Source organism: Thermogemmatispora argillosa (assembly GCF_059696725.1).
This window is the reverse complement of the sequence record NZ_AP019377.1, coordinates 4,090,284-4,109,555: the sequence shown is the minus strand read 5'-3', so window position 1 is coordinate 4,109,555 and position 19,272 is coordinate 4,090,284. Positions and strand designations below refer to the sequence as shown.

Annotated in this window: 15 protein-coding genes; 3 read left to right on the top strand and 12 right to left on the bottom strand. The window is 59.7% G+C overall.

Annotated features, from left to right (window positions below; all coding sequences use genetic code 11):
• Window positions 1-48 precede the first annotated feature (48 nt).
• Window positions 49-1,488, top strand: a complete 1,440-nt coding sequence (locus tag AC6H1L_RS16030; RefSeq protein ID WP_497598490.1) for a hypothetical protein — start codon at window positions 49-51, stop codon at window positions 1,486-1,488.
• A gap of 38 nt (window positions 1,489-1,526) precedes the next feature.
• On the opposite strand, the gene ispF is transcribed toward AC6H1L_RS16030, so the two are convergent.
• The 6 genes from ispF to AC6H1L_RS16000 form a co-directional block, all read right to left on the bottom strand.
• The gene (gene ispF, locus AC6H1L_RS16025; protein WP_497598489.1) at window positions 1,527-2,036 is read right to left on the bottom strand and encodes a 2-C-methyl-D-erythritol 2,4-cyclodiphosphate synthase; all 510 of its coding nucleotides are present in this window, start codon (window positions 2,034-2,036) and stop codon (window positions 1,527-1,529) included.
• A complete protein-coding gene (gene ispD / locus AC6H1L_RS16020) occupies window positions 2,033-2,743 on the bottom strand; it encodes a 2-C-methyl-D-erythritol 4-phosphate cytidylyltransferase (RefSeq protein WP_497598488.1) in 711 nt (236 codons plus the stop codon). The genes ispF and ispD overlap by 4 nt, the downstream gene beginning before the upstream one ends.
• Before the next feature lie 239 nt (window positions 2,744-2,982).
• Window positions 2,983-4,143 (bottom strand): PIN/TRAM domain-containing protein, encoded by a 1,161-nt coding sequence (locus AC6H1L_RS16015; protein ID WP_497598487.1) that lies wholly within the window; start codon window positions 4,141-4,143, stop codon window positions 2,983-2,985.
• A gap of 337 nt (window positions 4,144-4,480) precedes the next feature.
• Window positions 4,481-5,920, bottom strand: a complete 1,440-nt coding sequence (radA, locus tag AC6H1L_RS16010; protein WP_497598486.1) for a DNA repair protein RadA — start codon at window positions 5,918-5,920, stop codon at window positions 4,481-4,483.
• Window positions 5,921-6,144: 224 nt separating this feature from the next.
• Window positions 6,145-8,691 carry an ATP-dependent Clp protease ATP-binding subunit gene (locus AC6H1L_RS16005; RefSeq protein ID WP_497598485.1) on the bottom strand — a complete coding sequence of 849 codons (2,547 nt, stop codon included), beginning with the start codon at window positions 8,689-8,691 and terminating at the stop codon, window positions 6,145-6,147.
• Between the two features lie 572 nt (window positions 8,692-9,263).
• Window positions 9,264-10,733, bottom strand: a complete 1,470-nt coding sequence (locus AC6H1L_RS16000; RefSeq protein ID WP_497598484.1) for a 30S ribosomal protein S1 — start codon at window positions 10,731-10,733, stop codon at window positions 9,264-9,266.
• A gap of 661 nt (window positions 10,734-11,394) precedes the next feature.
• Here AC6H1L_RS16000 and AC6H1L_RS15995 point away from each other — a divergent pair.
• Both AC6H1L_RS15995 and AC6H1L_RS15990 read left to right on the top strand, forming a co-directional pair.
• Window positions 11,395-12,006: an NUDIX hydrolase gene (locus tag AC6H1L_RS15995; RefSeq protein ID WP_497598483.1), complete on the top strand. Its 612-nt coding sequence runs from the start codon at window positions 11,395-11,397 to the stop codon at window positions 12,004-12,006.
• Between the two features lie 332 nt (window positions 12,007-12,338).
• Window positions 12,339-12,569, top strand: a complete 231-nt coding sequence (locus tag AC6H1L_RS15990; RefSeq protein WP_497598482.1) for a hypothetical protein — start codon at window positions 12,339-12,341, stop codon at window positions 12,567-12,569.
• A 27-nt stretch (window positions 12,570-12,596) separates the two neighbouring features.
• Here AC6H1L_RS15990 and AC6H1L_RS15985 read toward each other — a convergent pair whose 3' ends face one another.
• The 6 genes from AC6H1L_RS15985 to zwf form a co-directional block, all read right to left on the bottom strand.
• Window positions 12,597-12,941: a hypothetical protein gene (locus tag AC6H1L_RS15985; RefSeq protein WP_497598481.1), complete on the bottom strand. Its 345-nt coding sequence runs from the start codon at window positions 12,939-12,941 to the stop codon at window positions 12,597-12,599.
• Window positions 12,895-13,860, bottom strand: a complete 966-nt coding sequence (locus AC6H1L_RS15980; RefSeq protein WP_497598480.1) for a P1 family peptidase — start codon at window positions 13,858-13,860, stop codon at window positions 12,895-12,897. Before AC6H1L_RS15980 ends, AC6H1L_RS15985 begins: the two co-directional genes overlap by 47 nt.
• Window positions 13,861-14,178: 318 nt before the next feature.
• Window positions 14,179-14,895, bottom strand: a complete 717-nt coding sequence (gene rpe, locus AC6H1L_RS15975; protein WP_497598479.1) for a ribulose-phosphate 3-epimerase — start codon at window positions 14,893-14,895, stop codon at window positions 14,179-14,181.
• Window positions 14,892-15,641, bottom strand: coding sequence for a 6-phosphogluconolactonase (pgl, locus tag AC6H1L_RS15970; protein WP_497598478.1), 750 nt, complete (start codon window positions 15,639-15,641; stop codon window positions 14,892-14,894). The genes rpe and pgl overlap by 4 nt, the downstream gene beginning before the upstream one ends.
• A 149-nt stretch (window positions 15,642-15,790) precedes the next feature.
• A complete protein-coding gene (locus tag AC6H1L_RS15965) occupies window positions 15,791-17,032 on the bottom strand; it encodes a glucose-6-phosphate dehydrogenase assembly protein OpcA (RefSeq protein ID WP_497598477.1) in 1,242 nt (413 codons plus the stop codon).
• 522 nt (window positions 17,033-17,554) lie between these two features.
• Window positions 17,555-19,105, bottom strand: a complete 1,551-nt coding sequence (zwf, locus tag AC6H1L_RS15960) for a glucose-6-phosphate dehydrogenase (RefSeq protein WP_297162407.1) — start codon at window positions 19,103-19,105, stop codon at window positions 17,555-17,557.
• Window positions 19,106-19,272 lie beyond the last annotated feature (167 nt).

Sequence of the window (19,272 nt, the reverse complement as noted above, 5' to 3'; positions counted from 1 at the left end):
GGAATTGATGCCAGCCAGCGCTAGAGTGAGGTACGGAGAAGAGCCGTCATGAGCAGCTTTACAGAGCTTGCCAGGGTCGAGAATATGCCTGTGATCCACGCGCGCCGGAAAGATGGAGCCTTGGTAATTGCCACACGTGTTCCTTGCAGAGCGGAGATGATGGACTCCTGGGGCTGGGTGGTGACGATAGTCAACGGCGGGGGAAGAATGCCAGAGGGCGAGGCCATCGAGCTACTTTCGGATAACACGGGTGGCAAGTATTGCCGAGTACTAAGGTACCATGAAATGCTCAACTATAACGAACGCTGGGGCTGCGCGGATTGGACCCCTGGCTATCCGGGTGCTGAAGGTCGTGAGCCAGAGACAGAAGGTTTAGTCGAGAGAATCCAGGCTCTCCAGGAGGCACTTGAGCAGGTTCCTCGGCAGCAAGACCTGACCTCGCTCGCAACCTCGCTCCAAACGATCAGCGAGTGGCTTAAGGCCATTTCCCGTGAGACTCAACCACTGAGTGAGCAACTCCAGCAACTGAAAGAGAGCCTGAGCCAGGACGCACGGTACCTAGAAGAGAAGATTCTTCAGAACGACAGCGAGCTAGCTCAGCAGATACTGCGAGCGATTACCTTGATCGAGGACCAGGAACAGAAGTGGCAGGCCTCTCTAGAGCAATTGGTAACCAAGCAGGAGCAGTCAATAGCTCATGTCGTGGCACAGCAATTGGCTCCGTACCAGCAGCGCGCGGATGAAGGCTTTCAGCAGAGGCTCGCTCACCATCATCAAGCCCTCCAGGATCAGCTGAGCGCTTTAGAGCAAACAGTTACAGCTACGCTCTCCAACCAGGTCACTCCTGCCATCGACGGTCTGGCCGGGGAGCTTCGCACGAGCTTGCAGACTCTGGAAACGCGTCTCCTGCAGACTATTCAGGAGAGCAAGGACAAGGCTTTGGAGCAGCTTGTTAAAGCATCCTCAGATATTAGTAAGATCAAAAGCACAATGGAAGATATTTTCGAATCAGAAAGAGAAGAAGAAAGCACTGCAGAAGATAAAAAGCTTGCATCAAGCGTGCGCACCCTCTCCGATCGCTACCTTAACAGCATCGTTACGCGCATCAATCAGTATCTCCGCTCCTTCTATGAAGAAGCACGATCCTCCCAGAAGTTTTCACGAGTTTTCTTCGGGATAAATTGCGCATGCATGTGCATCACATTGATCATCTTCTTCTTCATCTTATTCCGAGGCGCCAACCCGGCACTGATCGGCGGGGGCCTTATCACAAGCACGCTTTCAGGGCTTTCCAGCTTCTTCGGTGCCTGGCAGCAACATTCTGAGAGCGCAGCCAAGCGCCAATTAGAGGGAATGGCTAACCTGATGGACATTGCCAGAATCGCTCACCTGCAGTTTATGGTGGAACGTATCGATGACGAGGAATGGAAAAAAACTCACTACAGCCGCATTCTTGAGCAGCTACTAAACAAATACGTGCAAATATAAGGGTGATAACGCTACCACTTCAAATGCGAAACTGACTATTAGCGGGCCGGCGTGTCCGGTACTGGCGAAGTTTCCGCTTCCAGCAGGGCCACAGCGGAGCAGGCGATGCCTTCCCCCCGACCAGTAAAGCCCAGGCCGTCGGTGGTTGTTGCCTTCACACTGACCTGCGAGAGCGGCAGTTCCAGCAGCTCGGCCAAGCGCGAACGCATTGCCATAACATAAGGAGCCAGGCGAGGGCGCTGCGCAATTACCGTCGCATCGACATTTGCCACGCGCCAACCATGCTGGCGTAACAGATCGCGCGCATAGGTCAAAAAAAGAGCACTTGGCTGATCCTTCCAACGAGGGTCATGGGAAGGGAAATACATACCAATATCGCCGAGGGCGGCAGCCCCCAGCAAGGCATCTACCAGCGCATGAATCACCACATCGGCATCTGAATGGCCAGCCAGCCCCATTTCTGAGGGGACCGTCACCCCCGCCAGCACCAGCGGTCGCCCCGCAACGAATGCATGAGCATCAAAACCGCACCCGATTCGCAATGTCATCGCAGCCCAGCCTCCTGCTGCGCCAAATATTCGGCCAGCAGGAAATCCTCCTGTGTCGTGATCTTCATATTGGTATATGAGCCGGGGAAGATAGCCACACGATAGCCCAGCCTCTCCACTAGCGCCGCATCGTCACCCACCTCTTCCTCCATGACCTGAGCAGAGAGAGCGTGATAGGCTTCCCAGAGCAGAGAGAAAGCGAACACCTGCGGAGTCTGCACCACCCATAGCCGAGCGCGCTCCGGCGTTTCGCAGACATAGCCGCCCTTAACTACCTTCAGCGTATCCTTGACCGGAACCGCGGCCACCGCCGCCTGATGTAAGCGGACCGCCTGCAAACCGGCCTCAATGAGGGCAGAAGAGACAAAGGGACGCGCCCCGTCATGGACCAGCACCCACTGTATATCTGGCAGGCGACGAGCCAGCGCCTCCAGACCCAGGCGCACCGAATCCTGACGCCGTGGCCCGCCGGCCACCACCGCGATCACCTTACGCCAACCCTCTTCGGCCAGCAGCTCCCAGGCATCGGCCTCGCGCGCGGGATGCACCACCAGCACAATGGCCTGAATCAGCGAACAAGACTCAAAGGCCTCCACCGTACGGGCCAGGGTCAAGCGTCCAGCCAGCGGCGTCCAAAGCTTATCACGACCAGCCATACGCCGGCTGCTGCCAGCGGCTACAATTACCACAGCGGCACGTTCCTGCATAGCAATAATCCACCAGCGCCTCCGCCTATAATGAGAGGCACCCTCGGCGCGGTGCCTACACGACATCTCCTAAGACGTTTCTCGGCAGCCAGAGAGAACCAGGTCCCCCCCTTTTTTCTTTGCCCTCCATCACCACTGCCTGGCGGAGGTGACCACCGCTCGTCCACCAAGCCACCATCTTCCCCCACCGGTAGACAGGCCATCCGCCTCTCTCTGGCCCTTGGCCAAGGCCGCCGGTCCTAGCCCTGGCGCTGCTTCCCCGTCGACTGGCCCTGATTGCTGGAGGACGCTGCATTGCTGCTGCCCTGTTTTGGATAGGCAAAGATCAGACGCCCCGCCACTGTCTGAATGACGCGCGTCACCGTGACATCGATCGTCATATTCATATACTGCCGGCCCCCCTCCACCACGATCATCGTGCCATCATCCAGGTAGCCCACTCCCTGGCCTAGCTCCTTACCATCCTGCATAATCTTAATCGAAATCTCTTCACCAGGCAGCAGCACCGGTTTCACAGCATTCGCCAACTCATTAATATTAAGAACCTTCACCCCCTGTAGCTCTGCCACGCGATTGAGGTTGAAATCGTTCGTGATAATCGGGCAATGGAGCGCACGCGCCAGCTTGACCAGCTTACTATCAACCTCCTCCGAGCTTCCCTCCATATCTGTATCCATAATCTCCACAGGAACCGTCGCATCTTTCTGCAACCGGTTCAACATCTCTAGCCCATGACGACCCCGATTGCGGCGCAGCGTATCGGCAGAATCAGCGATGCGCTGCAGCTCATTGAGCACAAAGCGCGGCACCACCAGCTTGCCAAAGATAAAGCCCGTCTGACTGATATCGGCAATACGCCCGTCAATAATCGCGCTCGTATCCAGCAGAATCTGTGGTCCCGTCGTCGTTGCCAGGGCCTCCGCCTCCCTGGCGCGCTCGCGTTCACGCTCCTCCTCCCGCTCGCGGCGGCGCGTTAAAAAGAGCGACTGAAGCATGTGCGCCAGCTCGCTTTTACGTAGCACGGCGACCATTGCGCCCAGATAACCGCAGATGAGAGCCGCCACCACAGGCAAAATGTGCCCCCAGTTCTCCGGCAAGGCCCCCAACGGAATTCCAAAGAGCACGGAGATCAGCAGGCCTACAATCAGCCCAATGGTGCCAGCGATCAGATCGCTGACCGCCACCGTGCGTAGCTGGTGGCTTACCCAGCGGTAGGGTACAATAGTCACATAGGGTGTAATCACAAAAGCGATGATTGCGCAGCCAACAGCAATAGCGGCGGACCACTCAAGCTTTTCCAGCAGGAGTGACGATAATGGATGTTCAAAGAAGAAGATGAAGAAACTGACGCTGGCAGCCAGAAGCGCCCCAATGCAGCGAGCGATCGTATTAACAGACATCCCATCAGCCTCCAGAAGGGTGAGAGGTTCAACCACCGACGACGGGCCAGCGTGAGGTAAAGCATGCGGGCAGGAGCAGAATAGATGATAATGAGACAAACAAGAATGATGATTCCGGATAACAGGGCCTGGCCTGCTGTGCTGAACCGCCAGAAACGCGCCCGTCGAATCACAAAAATCGTCATGCCAGCTATAAAGTATACCGTTTTCCCGGGTTAGAATCAAGAGCGAGGATCGACCTCAGCGAGTGAGAGCCAAGATAAAGCACGAAACACCCACCTCCTTTATTGAAGCTCAGCAGATGCTCCAGTTAGCAGCCAGGAGCCATCCTTGCTGGTTAGTGTAGCGCGATTTCCAGGGCCACTGCAAGAGTACTGGCGGGAATCACCCGACACTCATCAGCCAGCCCCGCCTCCTCCAACTCACGGCGCACCCGCTCCGTTCGCCCGCTGGCGGGAACCAGGCAGCGCTTGAAACCCAATTTTGCCGCCTCGCGCACGCGCAGCCCCAGGCGACTGACCGCACGCAGCTCACCCGAAAGGCCAACCTCGCCGATTAAAGCCAGATCGGCAGGAATACGGCGATCGCGATAGCTAGAGGCGATCGCGGCAGCCACCCCCAGATCAACCGCAGGCTCTTCCAGAGTGAAGCCACCTACCACGTTAGTATAGACGTCGTGGTTGCCCAGCGCCAGGCCGACCCGCTTCGTCAAGACCGCCAGCAGCATCAGCAGGCGATTATGCTCCAGGCCGTTAGCGGTACAGCGCGCGATCCCGAAATTGCTGGGGGTCACCAGGGCTTGCACCTCCACCAAGAGCGGGCGCGTTCCCTCCATGCTTACCACCACCGCCGAACCACTTGCGGCTCCAGGGCGCTCTGACAGGAAGAGCGCCGAGGGATTGGGGACCTCCTGCAGGCCATCGCCGTGCATCTCAAAGACTCCCACCTCGTGGGTGGCGCCGAAACGATTCTTCACCCCGCGCAACAGGCGATAGGTATGGTAGCGCTCCCCCTCCAGATAGAGCACACAATCGGCAATGTGCTCCAGGGCCTTCGGCCCTGCCACCGTCCCCTCTTTGGTAACATGCCCAATAATGAACATCGGAATGTGGCTATTCTTGGCCACCTGCATCAGATGTAAGGTACACTCGCGCACCTGACTGATGCTGCCCGGAGCTGAGGTCAGATGAGTGGCAAAGACCGTCTGGATCGAATCGACCACCACCAGGGCGGGCTTGAGACGCGCAATGGCCTCGCAGATCACTTCCAGCTCGACGGTCGCTAAGAGATAGAGGCGCTCACCACGAATCTCCAGCCGTTCGGCGCGCATCTTGATCTGCTCACTGGACTCCTCGCCCGAGACATAGAGCACAGGCCCCACATGCTCGGCGATATAGCCAGAGACCTGCAGCAACAAGGTGGATTTCCCGATGCCTGGTTCCCCTCCGACCAGAGTCAGCGAGCCAGGAACCAGGCCCCCGCCTAGAACACGGTCCATTTCAGCATAGCCGACTGAAAGACGTTCGTGCGAGAGCGCCTTCACCTGGGGCAGAGGTTGCGGCGTCGGCGGAGCCGTAGAGGCGCCAGCGGTGGCAGCCGCGCCGGTCAGTAAGGCGTAACGGCGCTGGGGAGAGGAGGCCGCCACCGCAGATGAGGTCTCTGGCAGGGCCACTTCCTCCAGTGTGTTCCAGGCCCCGCAATCAGGACAGCGCCCCAGCCACTTCGTCTGCTCTCCACCACACTGCTGACAGATAAAACGCGTACGGGATTTGGGCATAGGTAGATAACCAGAGCGTTCGCTTCAAAGCACTTCAGATCGCACCGCAGACACAGCTAACCTATCAGGCAGACTCCTCAATAGCATAGATAAGCCCAAGGAGCGCGCCTAGAGCAGACAGTCTTTCTGGCGGGCAGCAAGCAAAGAAACAAGCAAGCGAGGGCAAAAAAAGAGGAGAGCCACTGCGGCGCTCGCTGCGCGCCGTAGGCTCTCCTCGTGACACATCAACCTGGCAAGGTTTCACCGGCGGGGCTACCCTCACTGCTACCGGCAGAGAGCGCCGCCTGCGGCGAAGCCGGCGCAGGCAACTGCTCCACCCGGCTGCGCACCTGCAGTTCGAGGGCATTGCCCACAACCACCGCCTCGACCACGTCGCCGGCGTGGAAGCGACCCTGCAGCAGACCTTCGGCCAGCGGATCTTCGACCAGGCGCTGGATCGTGCGCCGCAGCGGACGGGCGCCGTACTGCGGATCGAAGCCCTCCTTGATCAGGAAGTCCTTGGCAGGCTGCGGGACCACCAGCTCGATCTGCTGCTCCGTTAGCTGATTGCGCACGCGATTGAGCAACAGATCGACAATCTGATACATGTCCTCGCGGCGGAGCGAGTGGAAGACGATGACCTCGTCGATACGGTTCAGGAACTCGGGCTTGAAGGTGTTCTTCAGCTCGCCGAGCACCTTATTCTTCATCTCCTCGTACTCGCTCTTATAGGCCTGCTCCTTATCCTTCGTCAACTTGAAGCCGATCGATGCCTCGCGGTTCAGCAAGGTGGCGCCCACATTCGATGTCATGATAATGATCGTATTGCGGAAATCCACCGTGCGGCCCTTCGCATCGGTCAGCTTACCATCCTCCAGGATCTGGAGGAGCATATTGAAGACATCGGGATGGGCCTTCTCGATTTCATCGAGCAAGATCACGCTATAGGACTTACGGCGCACGGCCTCAGTCAACTGGCCGCCCTCCTCATAGCCGACATAGCCCGGCGGAGCGCCGACCAAGCGAGCGGCAGCGTGGCGCTCCATGAACTCTGACATGTCGATTTTGATGAGGGCATCCTCGCTGCCAAACATGAACTCAGCGAGGGCGCGAGCCAGCTCGGTCTTACCGACGCCGGTTGGGCCGAGGAAGATGAAGGAGCCGATGGGGCGCTTCGGATCTTTCAGCCCGGCGCGAGCGCGGCGGACAGCGCGCGCGATCTTCTCGATCGCCTCATCCTGAGCGATGACGCGCTTATGGAGAGCCTCCTCCATATGGAGCAAGCGCTGAGACTCCTCCTGGGCGATGCGCATCACCGGGATACCGGTCCACATCGAAACAATCTGAGCGACCTCCTCCTCACCCACCACGGGGCGATCGCTGCCGCGCTCCTTCTGCCAGCCGGCCTCCAGCTTGGCGATCCGCTCGCGCAGCTTCACCTCGCGGTCCCGCAGCTCGGCAGCCAGCTCGTAATCTTGCTGCTGGATCGCGGCCTCCTTCTCGCGGAGCACCGCCTCCAGGCCCTTCTTGGCCTCTTTCAGGTTCAGCGGGGCCAGCGAATGCTGCATGCGCACACGGCTGGCGGCCTCATCGATCAGATCGATGGCCTTATCCGGCATGAAGCGATCGGTGATATAGCGGCTGGCCATCTCGGTTGCCGCCTTGAGCGCCTCATCCGTGATCGTCAGGCGGTGATGGGCCTCATAGCGCTCGCGGATACCCTTGAGGATTTCGATCGTCTCCTCAATGGTCGGTTCGCGCACGATGACTTCCTGGAAGCGGCGCTGTAGAGCGGCATCGCGCTCGATATACTTGCGGTACTCATCGAGCGTAGTAGCGCCGATGCACTGAATCTCGCCGCGCGCCAGAGCCGGCTTCAGAATATTAGCCGCATCGACAGCCCCCTCCGCGGCGCCGGCGCCTACCAGCGTATGGACCTCATCAATGAAGATGATACAGTCGCGACTGTTGCGGATCTCCTCGATGATCTTCTTCAGGCGCTCCTCAAACTCGCCACGGTACTTGGTGCCTGCCACCAGGGAGCCGACATCCAGCGTGAGCAGACGTTTGCCCGCGATGGTCTCGGGGACCTCGCCGGCGACGATGCGCTGCGCCAGACCCTCAACGATGGCCGACTTACCGACACCAGGTTCGCCGATGAGCGCGGGATTATTCTTTGTGCGACGCGAGAGGATCTGAATGACCCGCTCGATCTCCTGATGGCGTCCAATAATAGGATCGAGCTTACCGGCGCGGGCATCGGCGGTCAGATCCACGCCCATCGCATCGATGGTCGGCGTCTTCGAGTGCTTGGCGTCGCGCTCATGGGGCGAGCCGGACTGACTGAGCACCTGGATTGTCTGTGTGCGCACCTTCTCCAGGTTGACGCCCAGGCTCTCCAGGACACCGGCGGCGATTCCCTCACCCTCGCGCACCAGGCCAAGCAGAAGGTGTTCGGTGCCGATGTAGTGGTGGTTCAGGCGGCGCGCCTCGTCCACCGCCAGCTCGATGACCTTCTTGGCCCGGGGGGTCAGGCCAATCTCCCCAAGCACGATGCGGTCACCGCGCCCAATGATGAACTCGACAGCGCTGCGCACCTTGTTCAGCTCGACACCCAGATTCGCCAGAACCTTGGCGGCCACACCTTCGCCCTCGCGTACGAGGCCCAAAAGGAGGTGCTCTGTCCCGATGTAGTTATGCTGGAAGCGCTGGGCTTCCTCCTGGGCGAGGCTCAGGACCTTCCTGGCTCGCTCGGTGAATTTGTCAAATCTATCTCTATCCCTGTCGTTCACCTGTTTGTCACCCCCCTTTCAGTGGCAGAGGGTGGAACCGAGCCCTCTGTGTCGCTCAGGTAAACTTGGTAATTCATCATACAACACCCTTCTTTGCAGCGTCAAGCAAGAACGACCTGGGGCATTGCCATCTTCCATGGATCACTCCTCTACACGCTGAAACAAGCGACCCCCTTACTGCTCTGCTCTCGCCTGTCGCAGCAAGGAGGTCGAATCAGCTCAGCTGTTCAGGTGCGCATCCACGCTCTAGCGTCCGGTGCAGGTGCTATGTGCGGCTCGACCCACGCTGACATCGCCAGCGTCCCTTCAGCTAGAACGAGTGGCCGGCCAGCCATTGGAGCCGGCATCGTCTGGCGTCTTTTCAAGCCCGCCAGTACTCAGGCGTACGTTAGCGCTTCTGACCATTGATGAGGCGCGTAGCACGCAACGCCGCTTGTATTCTTCCCTTGTCTGCCCGGCATCCTGCCTTCCTGCCTGCCTTCCACTCAGCCACACGCACGCTGTCGCCCCGTCCTGCCCTCCAAGCCATTGAGCCGCGCTGCGCTACGCGACAGGTAGCTACTCGTCGTTCGTTAGCTGCCAGAACCCTCCGTCTCATCTGCAGTAGTGATATTCTTATTGCGCTGGCGGGCGGCGGCACGGAAGGCCTCAGCCATAGCCGTGATTTCGCCATCATCGCCCAACGGCAAGTGATCGAGCAAGGACGATTCGCTTTTCTCGGCACGCTCGCGACGCTCAGCCCGTCCCTCGCGCTCTCCCTTGTCTCCACGTTCGCGGCGCTCGCCTCGTCCCTCATGCTGATGTTGCCCGCTCTCCTGACGTCTAGCCGTCTCCTCAAGGGACAACTTCATTTTATCATCTGTGGCCCCCTTGGTGGTAGTCTCAGCCGGACCAGTGCTGGTAGCCGCCTGCTGCGGTTGCTGATTCTGAGCCTGGCTCTGACTCTGAGCTTTGGCGCTGTCCGGCTCTTCGACCTGCCGCAGACTCAGGCCCAGGCGACGGCGCTCAGGATCGATGCGCAAGATGCGCAACTGGAGCTGTTGGCCCTCGTGCAGGCTGGTCTTGGGGTCCATACCCGGGGGAAGCTCCGACAGATGGATCAGCCCCTCGATACCATCCTCGATCCGCGCAAAAGCTCCAAACGGCGCGATCTTGGTGATCGTGCCCGTCACAAGCTGACCGGGCGTGTAGCGCTGCTCCACCGTTGTCCAGGGATCAACTTCAGCCTTCTTAATAGAGAGCGCGATCTTTTTCTTCTCTTTGTCAACGCTGAGGACCTGCACTTCGACCTCCTGGCCGACGTGCAGCACCTCGCTGGGATGGTTGACCCGGCTCCAGGCCAGTTGGCTGATATGAACAAGGCCGTCCGCGCCACCGAGATCAACAAAGGCCCCGAAGTTGGCGAGGTTGCTCACCACTCCCTTACGAATCTCACCCGGCTTCAGCTCATCCAGAAGCTCCTCACGTCGCCGCTGCCGCCACTCCTGCACCGCCTGGCGCTCAGAGAGGATCAGCCGATTGCGGGCACGGTTGATCTCAATAATTTTGAGCTGCAGCTCCTTGTCTTTCATGCTCGCCAGCTTGGCCGCCGTCTCCTGGCTCTCGCCCCCCGCGGCCACCTCCTCGCGCTTCAAACTCTGAATCTGCGAGATCGGCACGAAGCCGCGGATGCCGTTGACATCGACGATGAGTCCACCCTTGTTATAGTCGATGACGCGCGCCTTGATCAGCTCGTTGTTGCGGTACTGCTCTTCAACCAGACGCCACTGGCGCTCGGCGTTAGCCTTTCTCAGCGAGAGCACGGCATGGCCATCCGGAGTCTCTGGCTGCACGACATAGACAAGGACCTTGTCGTGTACTTTCAGCTCGCTCAGAGAGCCGTAGCCACTGGCCGGCAGCTCCTTCGTTGAGAGCACGCCCTCTGATTTGAGGCCAATATCGACCAGAATCTCATCCTGGTCGATGCGCACGATTTCCCCTTCGACAACATCGCCACGTTTGAGGCTGGTGGGATTGTTCGCGGAGGCTAGCAGGGCCTCCATGTTCAGGTCTTCTGATTCTTCTGGGTTTCCGGTTCTACTGGTTTCAGGCTCTCTTGCTTCAGACATGGTCTGTACCTGCCCGCTTTGAGATTTTGCCGCTGGCGGTGTCGAAAGGTCGCCGTGCTGTTGTGCTTGCATGGGTAAAATACCCCCTTCGATCCACGGTTTTTTTGCCTTGCCCCTCGAGCGCCCTCTGATCCTGTCTAACGTATGTCGTACGTAGATCGCCCGCTTCCTTGGTCCGTCTTCGCTTCTGCCAGGGGTAACGACAGGAACGTCATCTTGAGATCGGGGGGATGCGTCTCGGACAACTGGCTATCGGAGGAGGCTGCTCAGGCTGCGATGGCTGCTGCTTGTCGTTGTACTTCCTACTATGAGACGACGATTCTCCATAGTACACCCATTCGTGCTAGAGAGTAGTTCTACGAAACGATGCCCGCAGACAGGTCATAAGGTATATATGGGCACAATGAAAGCCTTGTATAAGCATACCCCCACTCGATGCTCTAATTATACCAAAAGCCGCCTGTGAATGCAAGGCAAAAGCCAGCTTTTCGGCGGACCTCCCCGCTGTTTTTTTGTTTACCACATTGTATCATACCCACGCAAGTTCAACCAACCCCTTTTTGCGGCGTGAATGTGGTAGAATAGGCACATGAATATGTCTAGCATCAGCGAGGTGGTGGCCACGCTGCGCTCTCGCCTGGCCCCTCCCGACCAGGCTCCGACGCTCTCTCCACCTCCCGAGATCGCTTCTCGCCCACTACGGCGCGCCGCCGTGCTCTTGCCGCTCTTTGAGGCGGAGGGCCTGCCTTGCTTGTTGTTGATCCGCCGCGCCGCAACGCTGCGCACTCATAGCGGCGAGATCGCTTTTCCAGGCGGCTCGGTCGATCCCCAGGACCGCGATCCGGTGATGACGGCTCTGCGCGAGGCTCAGGAGGAGATCGGTCTCTCTCCTGAACGCGCTGAGGTCCTCGGTCTGCTCCCTCCTTCTTTTACTCTGGTCACCAATTTTTGGATCACTCCGGTGGTGGCTTTCTTGCCTTCCGGTCCCGGCCCTCTTTCTCTCCAAGCTTCTGAGGTCGCTGAGGTGATCCGCGCTCCCCTCCCCGCTCTGGCCGATCCTCGCATCTTCCATAGCGAGGTCTGGGATACTTCCGGCTGGCGCCGCACTGTCTATTTCTATGAATATGGCCCTTATCGCATCTGGGGCGCAACAGCTCGGATCTTGCATCAACTACTCTCTCTGCTGGAGGAGCCAACAGCCCAATAGTCATGGTCTCCTTGATTCTTCCCCTCACCCGGCTACAATAAACAATAGCTACTGCATTGGTAGTGCTGTTCTGTAGCGCGTCTCTTGTAGGTTCTGTTGTTTGTTGTGTGAGTTGTGGGTCTGGCTCTCAGTTGCCCCTGGTGGAGATTGCTGTGAGACTGCCGACTTCCGATGCCCACTCTGCGCAGCTCCGATCTGCTCAGGCGGATCAGGCGATGCTCCCCCACTCGCCTGCTTCGTCTCCCTCTTCCGCTGCATACCCCCCCCTCGCTTTGCCTGTGACCCCTCCTCCTGTCTTCCCCCCCTCGGAGCCGGCGCCGTCCGCTTCGGGAATGAGCAGCTCGCGCGGGCTTTCTCCTTCACGGGATCAGACAAGTGGGGGCCTGAAAACGCTGGCTACGCGGCGCGATCTGCCCCTGCGGGCTGAATGGCAGGCGCCTACTGCGGCGCCCGCTCCGCCTCCAGCGGCCCATGTCCCTCTCTTTCCTCTCCTGGTGTTGTGTTGTGTTTTGGTCACGCTGCTTAGTGGAGGGCTGCTGCTGTTGTTGATTCTTGAACCTTGATGCGCTTTGCCTGCTCCCACTCGCTGCTTACATCAGCATGGATTCGCTGATGGCCCCGGCACCGCGCCGGATCTTGTCCAGTTGCGGCCGTCCGTCGGTCTGGTCCCTTTTGCTCTCCGGCAACCAGATCACGGGTCGGTTCTGGCCCTTGTCAGACACCATTGCTCTTGCAATGGCCCCGAGCGAGTCGGCGCGTTCGCAGGCCCCTCGCTGGCCAAGATCCAGGTCTTCGGCCTTCTCTATCGTTGGCTGCTTGCCGGATGCTGCCCCGGGTACGGCTTGGCTGTGCAGCCGCTTGGGCGGGTTGCGCAACTGGCCGGCCGGCTTACTTTTCAGGCCGACTCGCCCGGTCGGCGATTGCCGGAATGCCATGTAGTCCGGTGGCTTGACGAACAGCCTTGAGAATGGCCCGCGCTACGGTGGCGGCTGCCGCGGCCCCTATGAGGCTTACCTGCGCTGCAGTGATTGCAGGGTCGGGGGGGATTGTTGTCTCTCTTCCTAGGGCTAGGGCAAAAACAAGATCGCCGTCAAACATGGTGTGCGTCGGTTGAATGGTTTGGGCCAGGCCGTTGTGGGCCATCTGCGCTATTTTGTTGACGCTCGCTTTGCTGAGGGTGGCGTTGGTGGCGACCACAGCCAGGGTGGTGTTGCTGAAGGGATGAAGCTTTTGTTCGAAGCCTTCGGCTCCTGGCTCTCCTGCGATTATGGTTCCACTTTGTGGATCAATAATGTTGCCCGCGGCGTTGACTACCACTAAGGCTCCAACAAGTGTCCCATCGGCTAGCTGGGTGCTGGCTGAGCCTAGTCCGCCTTTGATCGCTTTGTGACGACCGGCGAGCTTGGCTACGGTGGCCCCTGTTCCGGCTCCTACGCTGCCTTGCTCGATCGGCCCTCCGCTCGCTCGCTCGCAGGCCCGGTAGCCGGCGGCAGCATCGGGGCGTATTTGCGCTGAGCCAAGCCCTAGATCAAAGATGGCGGCTGCCGGAACAATGGGGACGCGGGCGTCGCCGGCTTGAAAGCCTTGGCCCTGTTCTTCGAGATAGCGCATGACGCCTGCGGCGGCTTCTAGGCCAAAGGCGCTCCCGCCAGTCAGTAGGATGGCGTTGACGCGTTCGACGAGACAGAGAGGGTGCAGCAGGTCGGTCTCGCGTGTAGCTGGGGCTCCGCCGCGTACGTCTATTCCGCCGACTGCAGGCGGGTCGCAGAGGACCACGGTGCAGCCGGTACCGGCTTCCAGGTTGGTGTCATGTCCAACGCGAATGCCTGGGACATCGGTGATGTCATCGTACATGTCTAGTGCCTCCTGATAGCGCTGTGACGCTGCTACGGTTGATGTGAGCTGAACGTCTGGTCTGGTCAGGGCCGGTGAAGGGTGCGAGCTGCAGGCCTCGGGCTTGCCTGCGTCGTCTGGTCGCAATGGCTTCGGCCAGGGCAAGAGTGGCTGCGCAGGGCAAGGCCGCCGCTCGCGCCCGCCAGACCTGCCCGGTGCTTAGGGTCAGGCCTATCCCTTGAGCGGGCTAGCAGCCCCTCGCTCTCTTGGCCGTTGTCGGGTGATGCTATTTATTGCTACGTCGATGGTTGGCTGAGGGACCAGCTAGCTGGAAGGGGATCAGCTGAGAGAAAGGGCCCGCCGGAGGCGCTCAACGGCGGCGGCGACGCTCTCGCGCTCGTTGTAGATGGCGCTGCCGGCTACAAGCAGGTTGGCCCCCGCTTGTACGACCAGCGGGGCAGTGTGCTCGTTGATGCCGCCGTCCACTTCAAGGTCGCATCGAAGTCGACGTTCGTTGAGTAGCTGCCTGGCACGCGCGATTTTGGGCAGGGTCTCGGGTATGAATTCCTGGCCTCCAAAGCCGGGGTTGACGGTCATGATGAGTACCAGGTCAAGCAGGGAGAGGATGTCTTCCAGCAGGCAGACAGGTGTCGAAGGGTTGAGCGCTACTCCTGCCTGTTTACCAGCCTCTTTAATTTGCTGCACGATGCGGTGCAGGTGAGGACAGGTCTCCTGGTGGACAATGATGACGTCAGCGCCGGCCCGCGCGAAGGCTTCGATGTAGTGCTCGGGATTGGTGATCATGAGATGCGCTTCGAGCGGGAGACGGGTGCTGCGCCGCACGGCTTCGACAATGAGTGGCCCCATTGTGATGTTGGGCACAAAGTGCCCATCCATGACGTCGATTTGAATGCGCTGAACTCCTGCTTCTTCGGCTTCGCGTACTTGTTGACCAAGACGGCTGAAGTCAGCGCTGAGAATGGAGGGGACAAGGCCTATGGGCAGCGACGGCTGTGGCGCTTGGGCTGTTCTGGCTGTTGGTTGCTCGGTCGTCATGCTGAGGGCCTCCTCTGGAGGGCTGCCGCGGCGGCTGCGTCCAGAAACCAGCTGACTTCACCAGCGGCGGCACGGACCAGGCGCGCCGGGTAGTCATCGGGTGTACCTTCGCCTTCAAGCACGGCGTGGACGGCTTCGGCTTTGTCGCTGCCAGTGACCAGAAAGAGGATGTGACGCGCAGCGTTGATCAGCGGTGGGGTGAAGGTGAGGCGCTCGGGTGGCGGTTTGGGGACGCTGACCGGCAGTACCAGACGCTCGCGCTCGTGCAGGGCTTGCTGATGGGGAAAGAGGGAGGCGGTGTGCCCTTCTGGTCCCATGCCAAGTTGAATGAGATCGAAGACGGGGATGCCAGTTGTGCTGAAGACACGGCGCAGTTCGGCGCTGTAGCGGTCGGCTGCAGCTTGGCGGTCGGCCTGCTCCGCTGGCATGCGGTGAATGTTGGTGGCAGGAATGGACAGCTTGCTGAGCATGACTTCGTGGGCCATGTGGTAGTTGCTTTCTGGATCATTGGGTGGGACACAGCGTTCGTCTGACCAGAAGATCTCGACGCGTGTCCAGTCGATCTGGCTGCGATAGGGATCGCTGGCCAGCAGACTGTAGAGCTTGCGTGGCGTTGAGCCTCCTGCAAGGGCAAGTGTGAAGCGCCCACGGGTGACAATGGCCTCCTGGGCAAGGCGCGTCACTAGACGCGCTGCCTCCTGGCTGAGGCTCTCGGCATCAGGATAGATGACGATCTGTTGCTGCATTTCTTTCGTTCTATCCTCTCTGATATCTGGATATCTGAAGGGTAGATAACTCGCTAGGGTGCTAGCCCTTTCGCAAGAGCCAGCCTTCCTGTCTGTTCAATAAAGAGCAGAGAGACCTGAAGGTCCCGCCTCCAGGCGGCTCGCCCGGGTCAGGCAAGCAGAGCGGCCAGCTCCTGCAAGATCTTCTCAAATTGGTCATCGTGTCCGGTGATCTCTAGCTCATCAACTAAGAGCTGGCTCTCCTGGCGCTGCTCGTTGAGGTTAAGGGTACGCTGGCGTGGCTGCTCCTGCTCAAGTTCGATGGAGGTCAAGACGTGCTCGCTGTCTCCGGGTAGACGGCTGATGCTGAAGAGTGCTTGTTGGTCCTCCAGCCGGCTGGAGAGCCGGAGGAGGCAAATAGTTCCCGGTGGAACCTCGCCTTCGGCACGCGGACGGATGTCAATGCGCGTTGGCTGCCCGGCTCCATTTTCCAGACACCAGTGATATGCGCCCGGCGGTAGACTTCCGCCGCTGCCGGGGCAGGAGGCGCTGCAGGCCACTCGGCGCCAGGTGAGACGCTCTTTGAGCCAGCCTCCCATCAGTAGGGCACGGGCAGGCTCCTGCAGTCGCTGCTGCTGGAGAGCGGCTGCTGTGACCGCCGTCTCCAGGGCGTCAGCCGGTGCGTTGAGGACGGCATGCTCGATTTCGATGCGCTGAATCCCCTCGAAATAGGGGCGATATTCCAGGCCATCAAAGAATTGGGCAACAAGCTGACGCAGCGGCGTGAGCCGTCCCCAATTGAGGTCACTGATGGCACAGTTCGGATATGCCTCTAGGAGCGAGGCCAACAGGCGCAGGGTTGGCCCTGGTGTTTGAAAGCTGGCTGAATCGACGATGAGCCGCTGGCTGATGGCGGCCAGCGAGCCAAGGGGGTCGCCGCTGGCTGGTGGCTCATCAAGCCACCAGAGATAGATCGGCAGGTCCGGCCTGACGAGCTTCTGCAGCAGAGCCGCACTATGCTCAACCACTGGCCCGCTCAGCAGGGCGGTGATCTGCTCAAAGTGGTGGCGAGTGAGGTCTGAAATGACTGGGAAGCTGCGCAGGGTTACCCAGGTCGCGATCGAGGCCGGCGCGGCGCGGTCGTCTTCAAGGATCAGAATGACGACACGCGCGATATGTGTACTGAGCAGATCGCGCAGCAGATTGCTGACATAGCGTGCGCGTGCGGCGGAAGGCGTGCAGATCACCAGGTTGAGCACACTGGTGCGCACGCTCATGTTCTGGCCGATGCGCATGTTATCGGCGGCCATTTTCCAGAGCAAAGCCACTTCTTCCTCTAGATGCTCCCAGGGAATGGCCTTACCGGCCCATAGCGAGCGTGTCCCCGGGGATAGGTCGAGGTCCACAGTCATTCCAGATCTCCCCTGATAGAGAACGGCATCGTTCCAGGCAACCGACGGACGGGCGGAGGCCGTCCTGCCTGGATAGCGTGCGTCAGCTACTGCAGTTGTTTGCTTGTTTGTCTGACTGTGATTGTTGTGCCAGAGCAAGGTACCGTGAGGCAAACAGCTCCTCCGGTACTCCATTGGCGGCGGTCAGCCAGCGGTGCGCTTGGCTGGCACCTGGCCAGGGCTGTCCCATGCTTTGCTTTGCCTGGCCTGCGATAGCCCTGGCGGCGGCCTTTTCAGAGGTCGAGTCTCAGACGGACCGGCGGCGCAGCAGGGCCAGCATACGCAGTAGGTGTGTCAGCCAGTCCCCCATGTCTGGCTGGCACGCTTTAGGTGCGAGATCAGCAGGCAAGCCGGCTGGTTCCTGCGCTCAGCCACGTGAGTACCCAGGAATCGTAGCTTGGGGTAGGGGCCTGGGACGCGAGCATGAGCACGGGCCTGCCGCCCGCACGTTGTATCCGCGCTGCTGGGCGCAGACACGAGGCATCAAGGTCGTCGCCAGCGACGCCCGTCGCGCCAAATGAACTCGTCGGCGGCCTGGGGGCCCCAGGTCCCGGCCTCATAAGGATGGATGGTCTCGCGTGGCGCCTCGGCCCAGGCATCCATAATGCCCTGAATGAACTCCCAGGCTGCTTCTACCTCATCTCTTCGTGTGAAGAGCGTGGAGTCACCTAGCATGCAGTCCAGCAGTAGCCGCTCATAGGCTTCCGGCTGCGGACGCATAAAGGATGAACCGTAGAAGAAGTCCATGTTGACCGAGCGGATCTGCATCTCGGTGCCCGGTACTTTGGCGCCGAAGCGCAAGGAGATGCCTTCGTCTGGCTGGATGCGCAGCACGATGACGTTGGGTTCGATCTGCCCCTGGATGTTGCTGCGCTGCCAGAACATCGAAGGCGGCTGCTTGAACTGAATAGCGATTTCGGTGACGCGCTTGGGCAGGCGCTTGCCGGTACGCAGGTAGAAAGGCACGTCCGCCCACCGCCAGTTGTCAACGAAGACCTTGAGGGCCACATAGGTTTCGGTGGTGGAATCAGGCCGCACACCAGGCTCTTCCGTATAGCCAGGCACCAGCCGCCCATTCATCCAGCCAGCGGTATACTGGCCACGGACGGTGTTGAGGAGGGCGTTTTGCCCCTGCAGGGGCTGCAGGGCGTGCAGCACCTTGACCTTTTCGTCGCGCACCGCTGTGGCATCAAAGGCGATCGGTGGTTCCATCGCGACCAGGGTCAGCAATTGCATCATGTGGTTCTGGACCATGTCGCGAATGGCACCCGCTTCTTCATAGTAGGCCGCTCGCCCTTCAAGGCCAATGTTCTCCGCTACGGTGATCTGGACATGGTCCACGTAGCGGCGATTCCAGACTGGCTCGAAAATGCCGTTAGCCAGGCGAAAGACCAGTATGTTCTGAACGGTCTCTTTGCCCAGATAGTGATCGATACGATAAACCTGCTCTTCCTTGAAGACGCGCAGTACCTGGCGGTTCAGTTCGCGGGCCGAGGCCAGATCATGGCCAAAGGGCTTTTCGATAATGATGCGCGTCCAGCCCTTACGGCTCTTGTTCAGGCCAGCAGCCCCCAGGCGCTGAATGATCTCAGGGTACTGGCTTGGCGGCGTTGACAGGTAGAAGATGCGGTTACCGCCTGTGCCGCGTTCCCGATCCAGCCGGTTGAGCAGGGCATTCAGTTTTTCGTAGCCCGCCTGGTTGTGAAAGTCAGACTGCAGGTAGAAGATGCCGGACGCAAAGCTCTCCCAGACCTGCTGATTGATGGGCTTCTGGCGCGAGTACTCGTTAATGGCTTCAAAGGCCTGCTCTCGGAACTGCTCATCGGTGTAAGGTCGGCGCGCAAAGCCTATGACGGAAAAGCCCGCTGGCAGCGGGTGTTCCAGGGCCAGGTTGTAGAGAGCAGGCAAGAGCTTCCGATGGGTCAGATCGCCAGTCGCCCCAAAAATCACCATCGCGCAGGGCTCAGGGCTATGCTTGATACGCAGCCCTTCGCGTAGGGGATTGGGCGCCTCGACCGCGCTGCGTTGAGGCATCGATGATATTCTCCTGGTCATCACTTGTTCTTGACAGACAATCTACGCTTTTGACTGAGTTCCAGGTTGCTCGTCCGTTACCGGGTCTGTAACCAGGACCTCTCATCGCCTGTCATCGGCTATATCCATTGTAGTGCAATGTTTGTGCAGATTTAAAATCTTCTGAA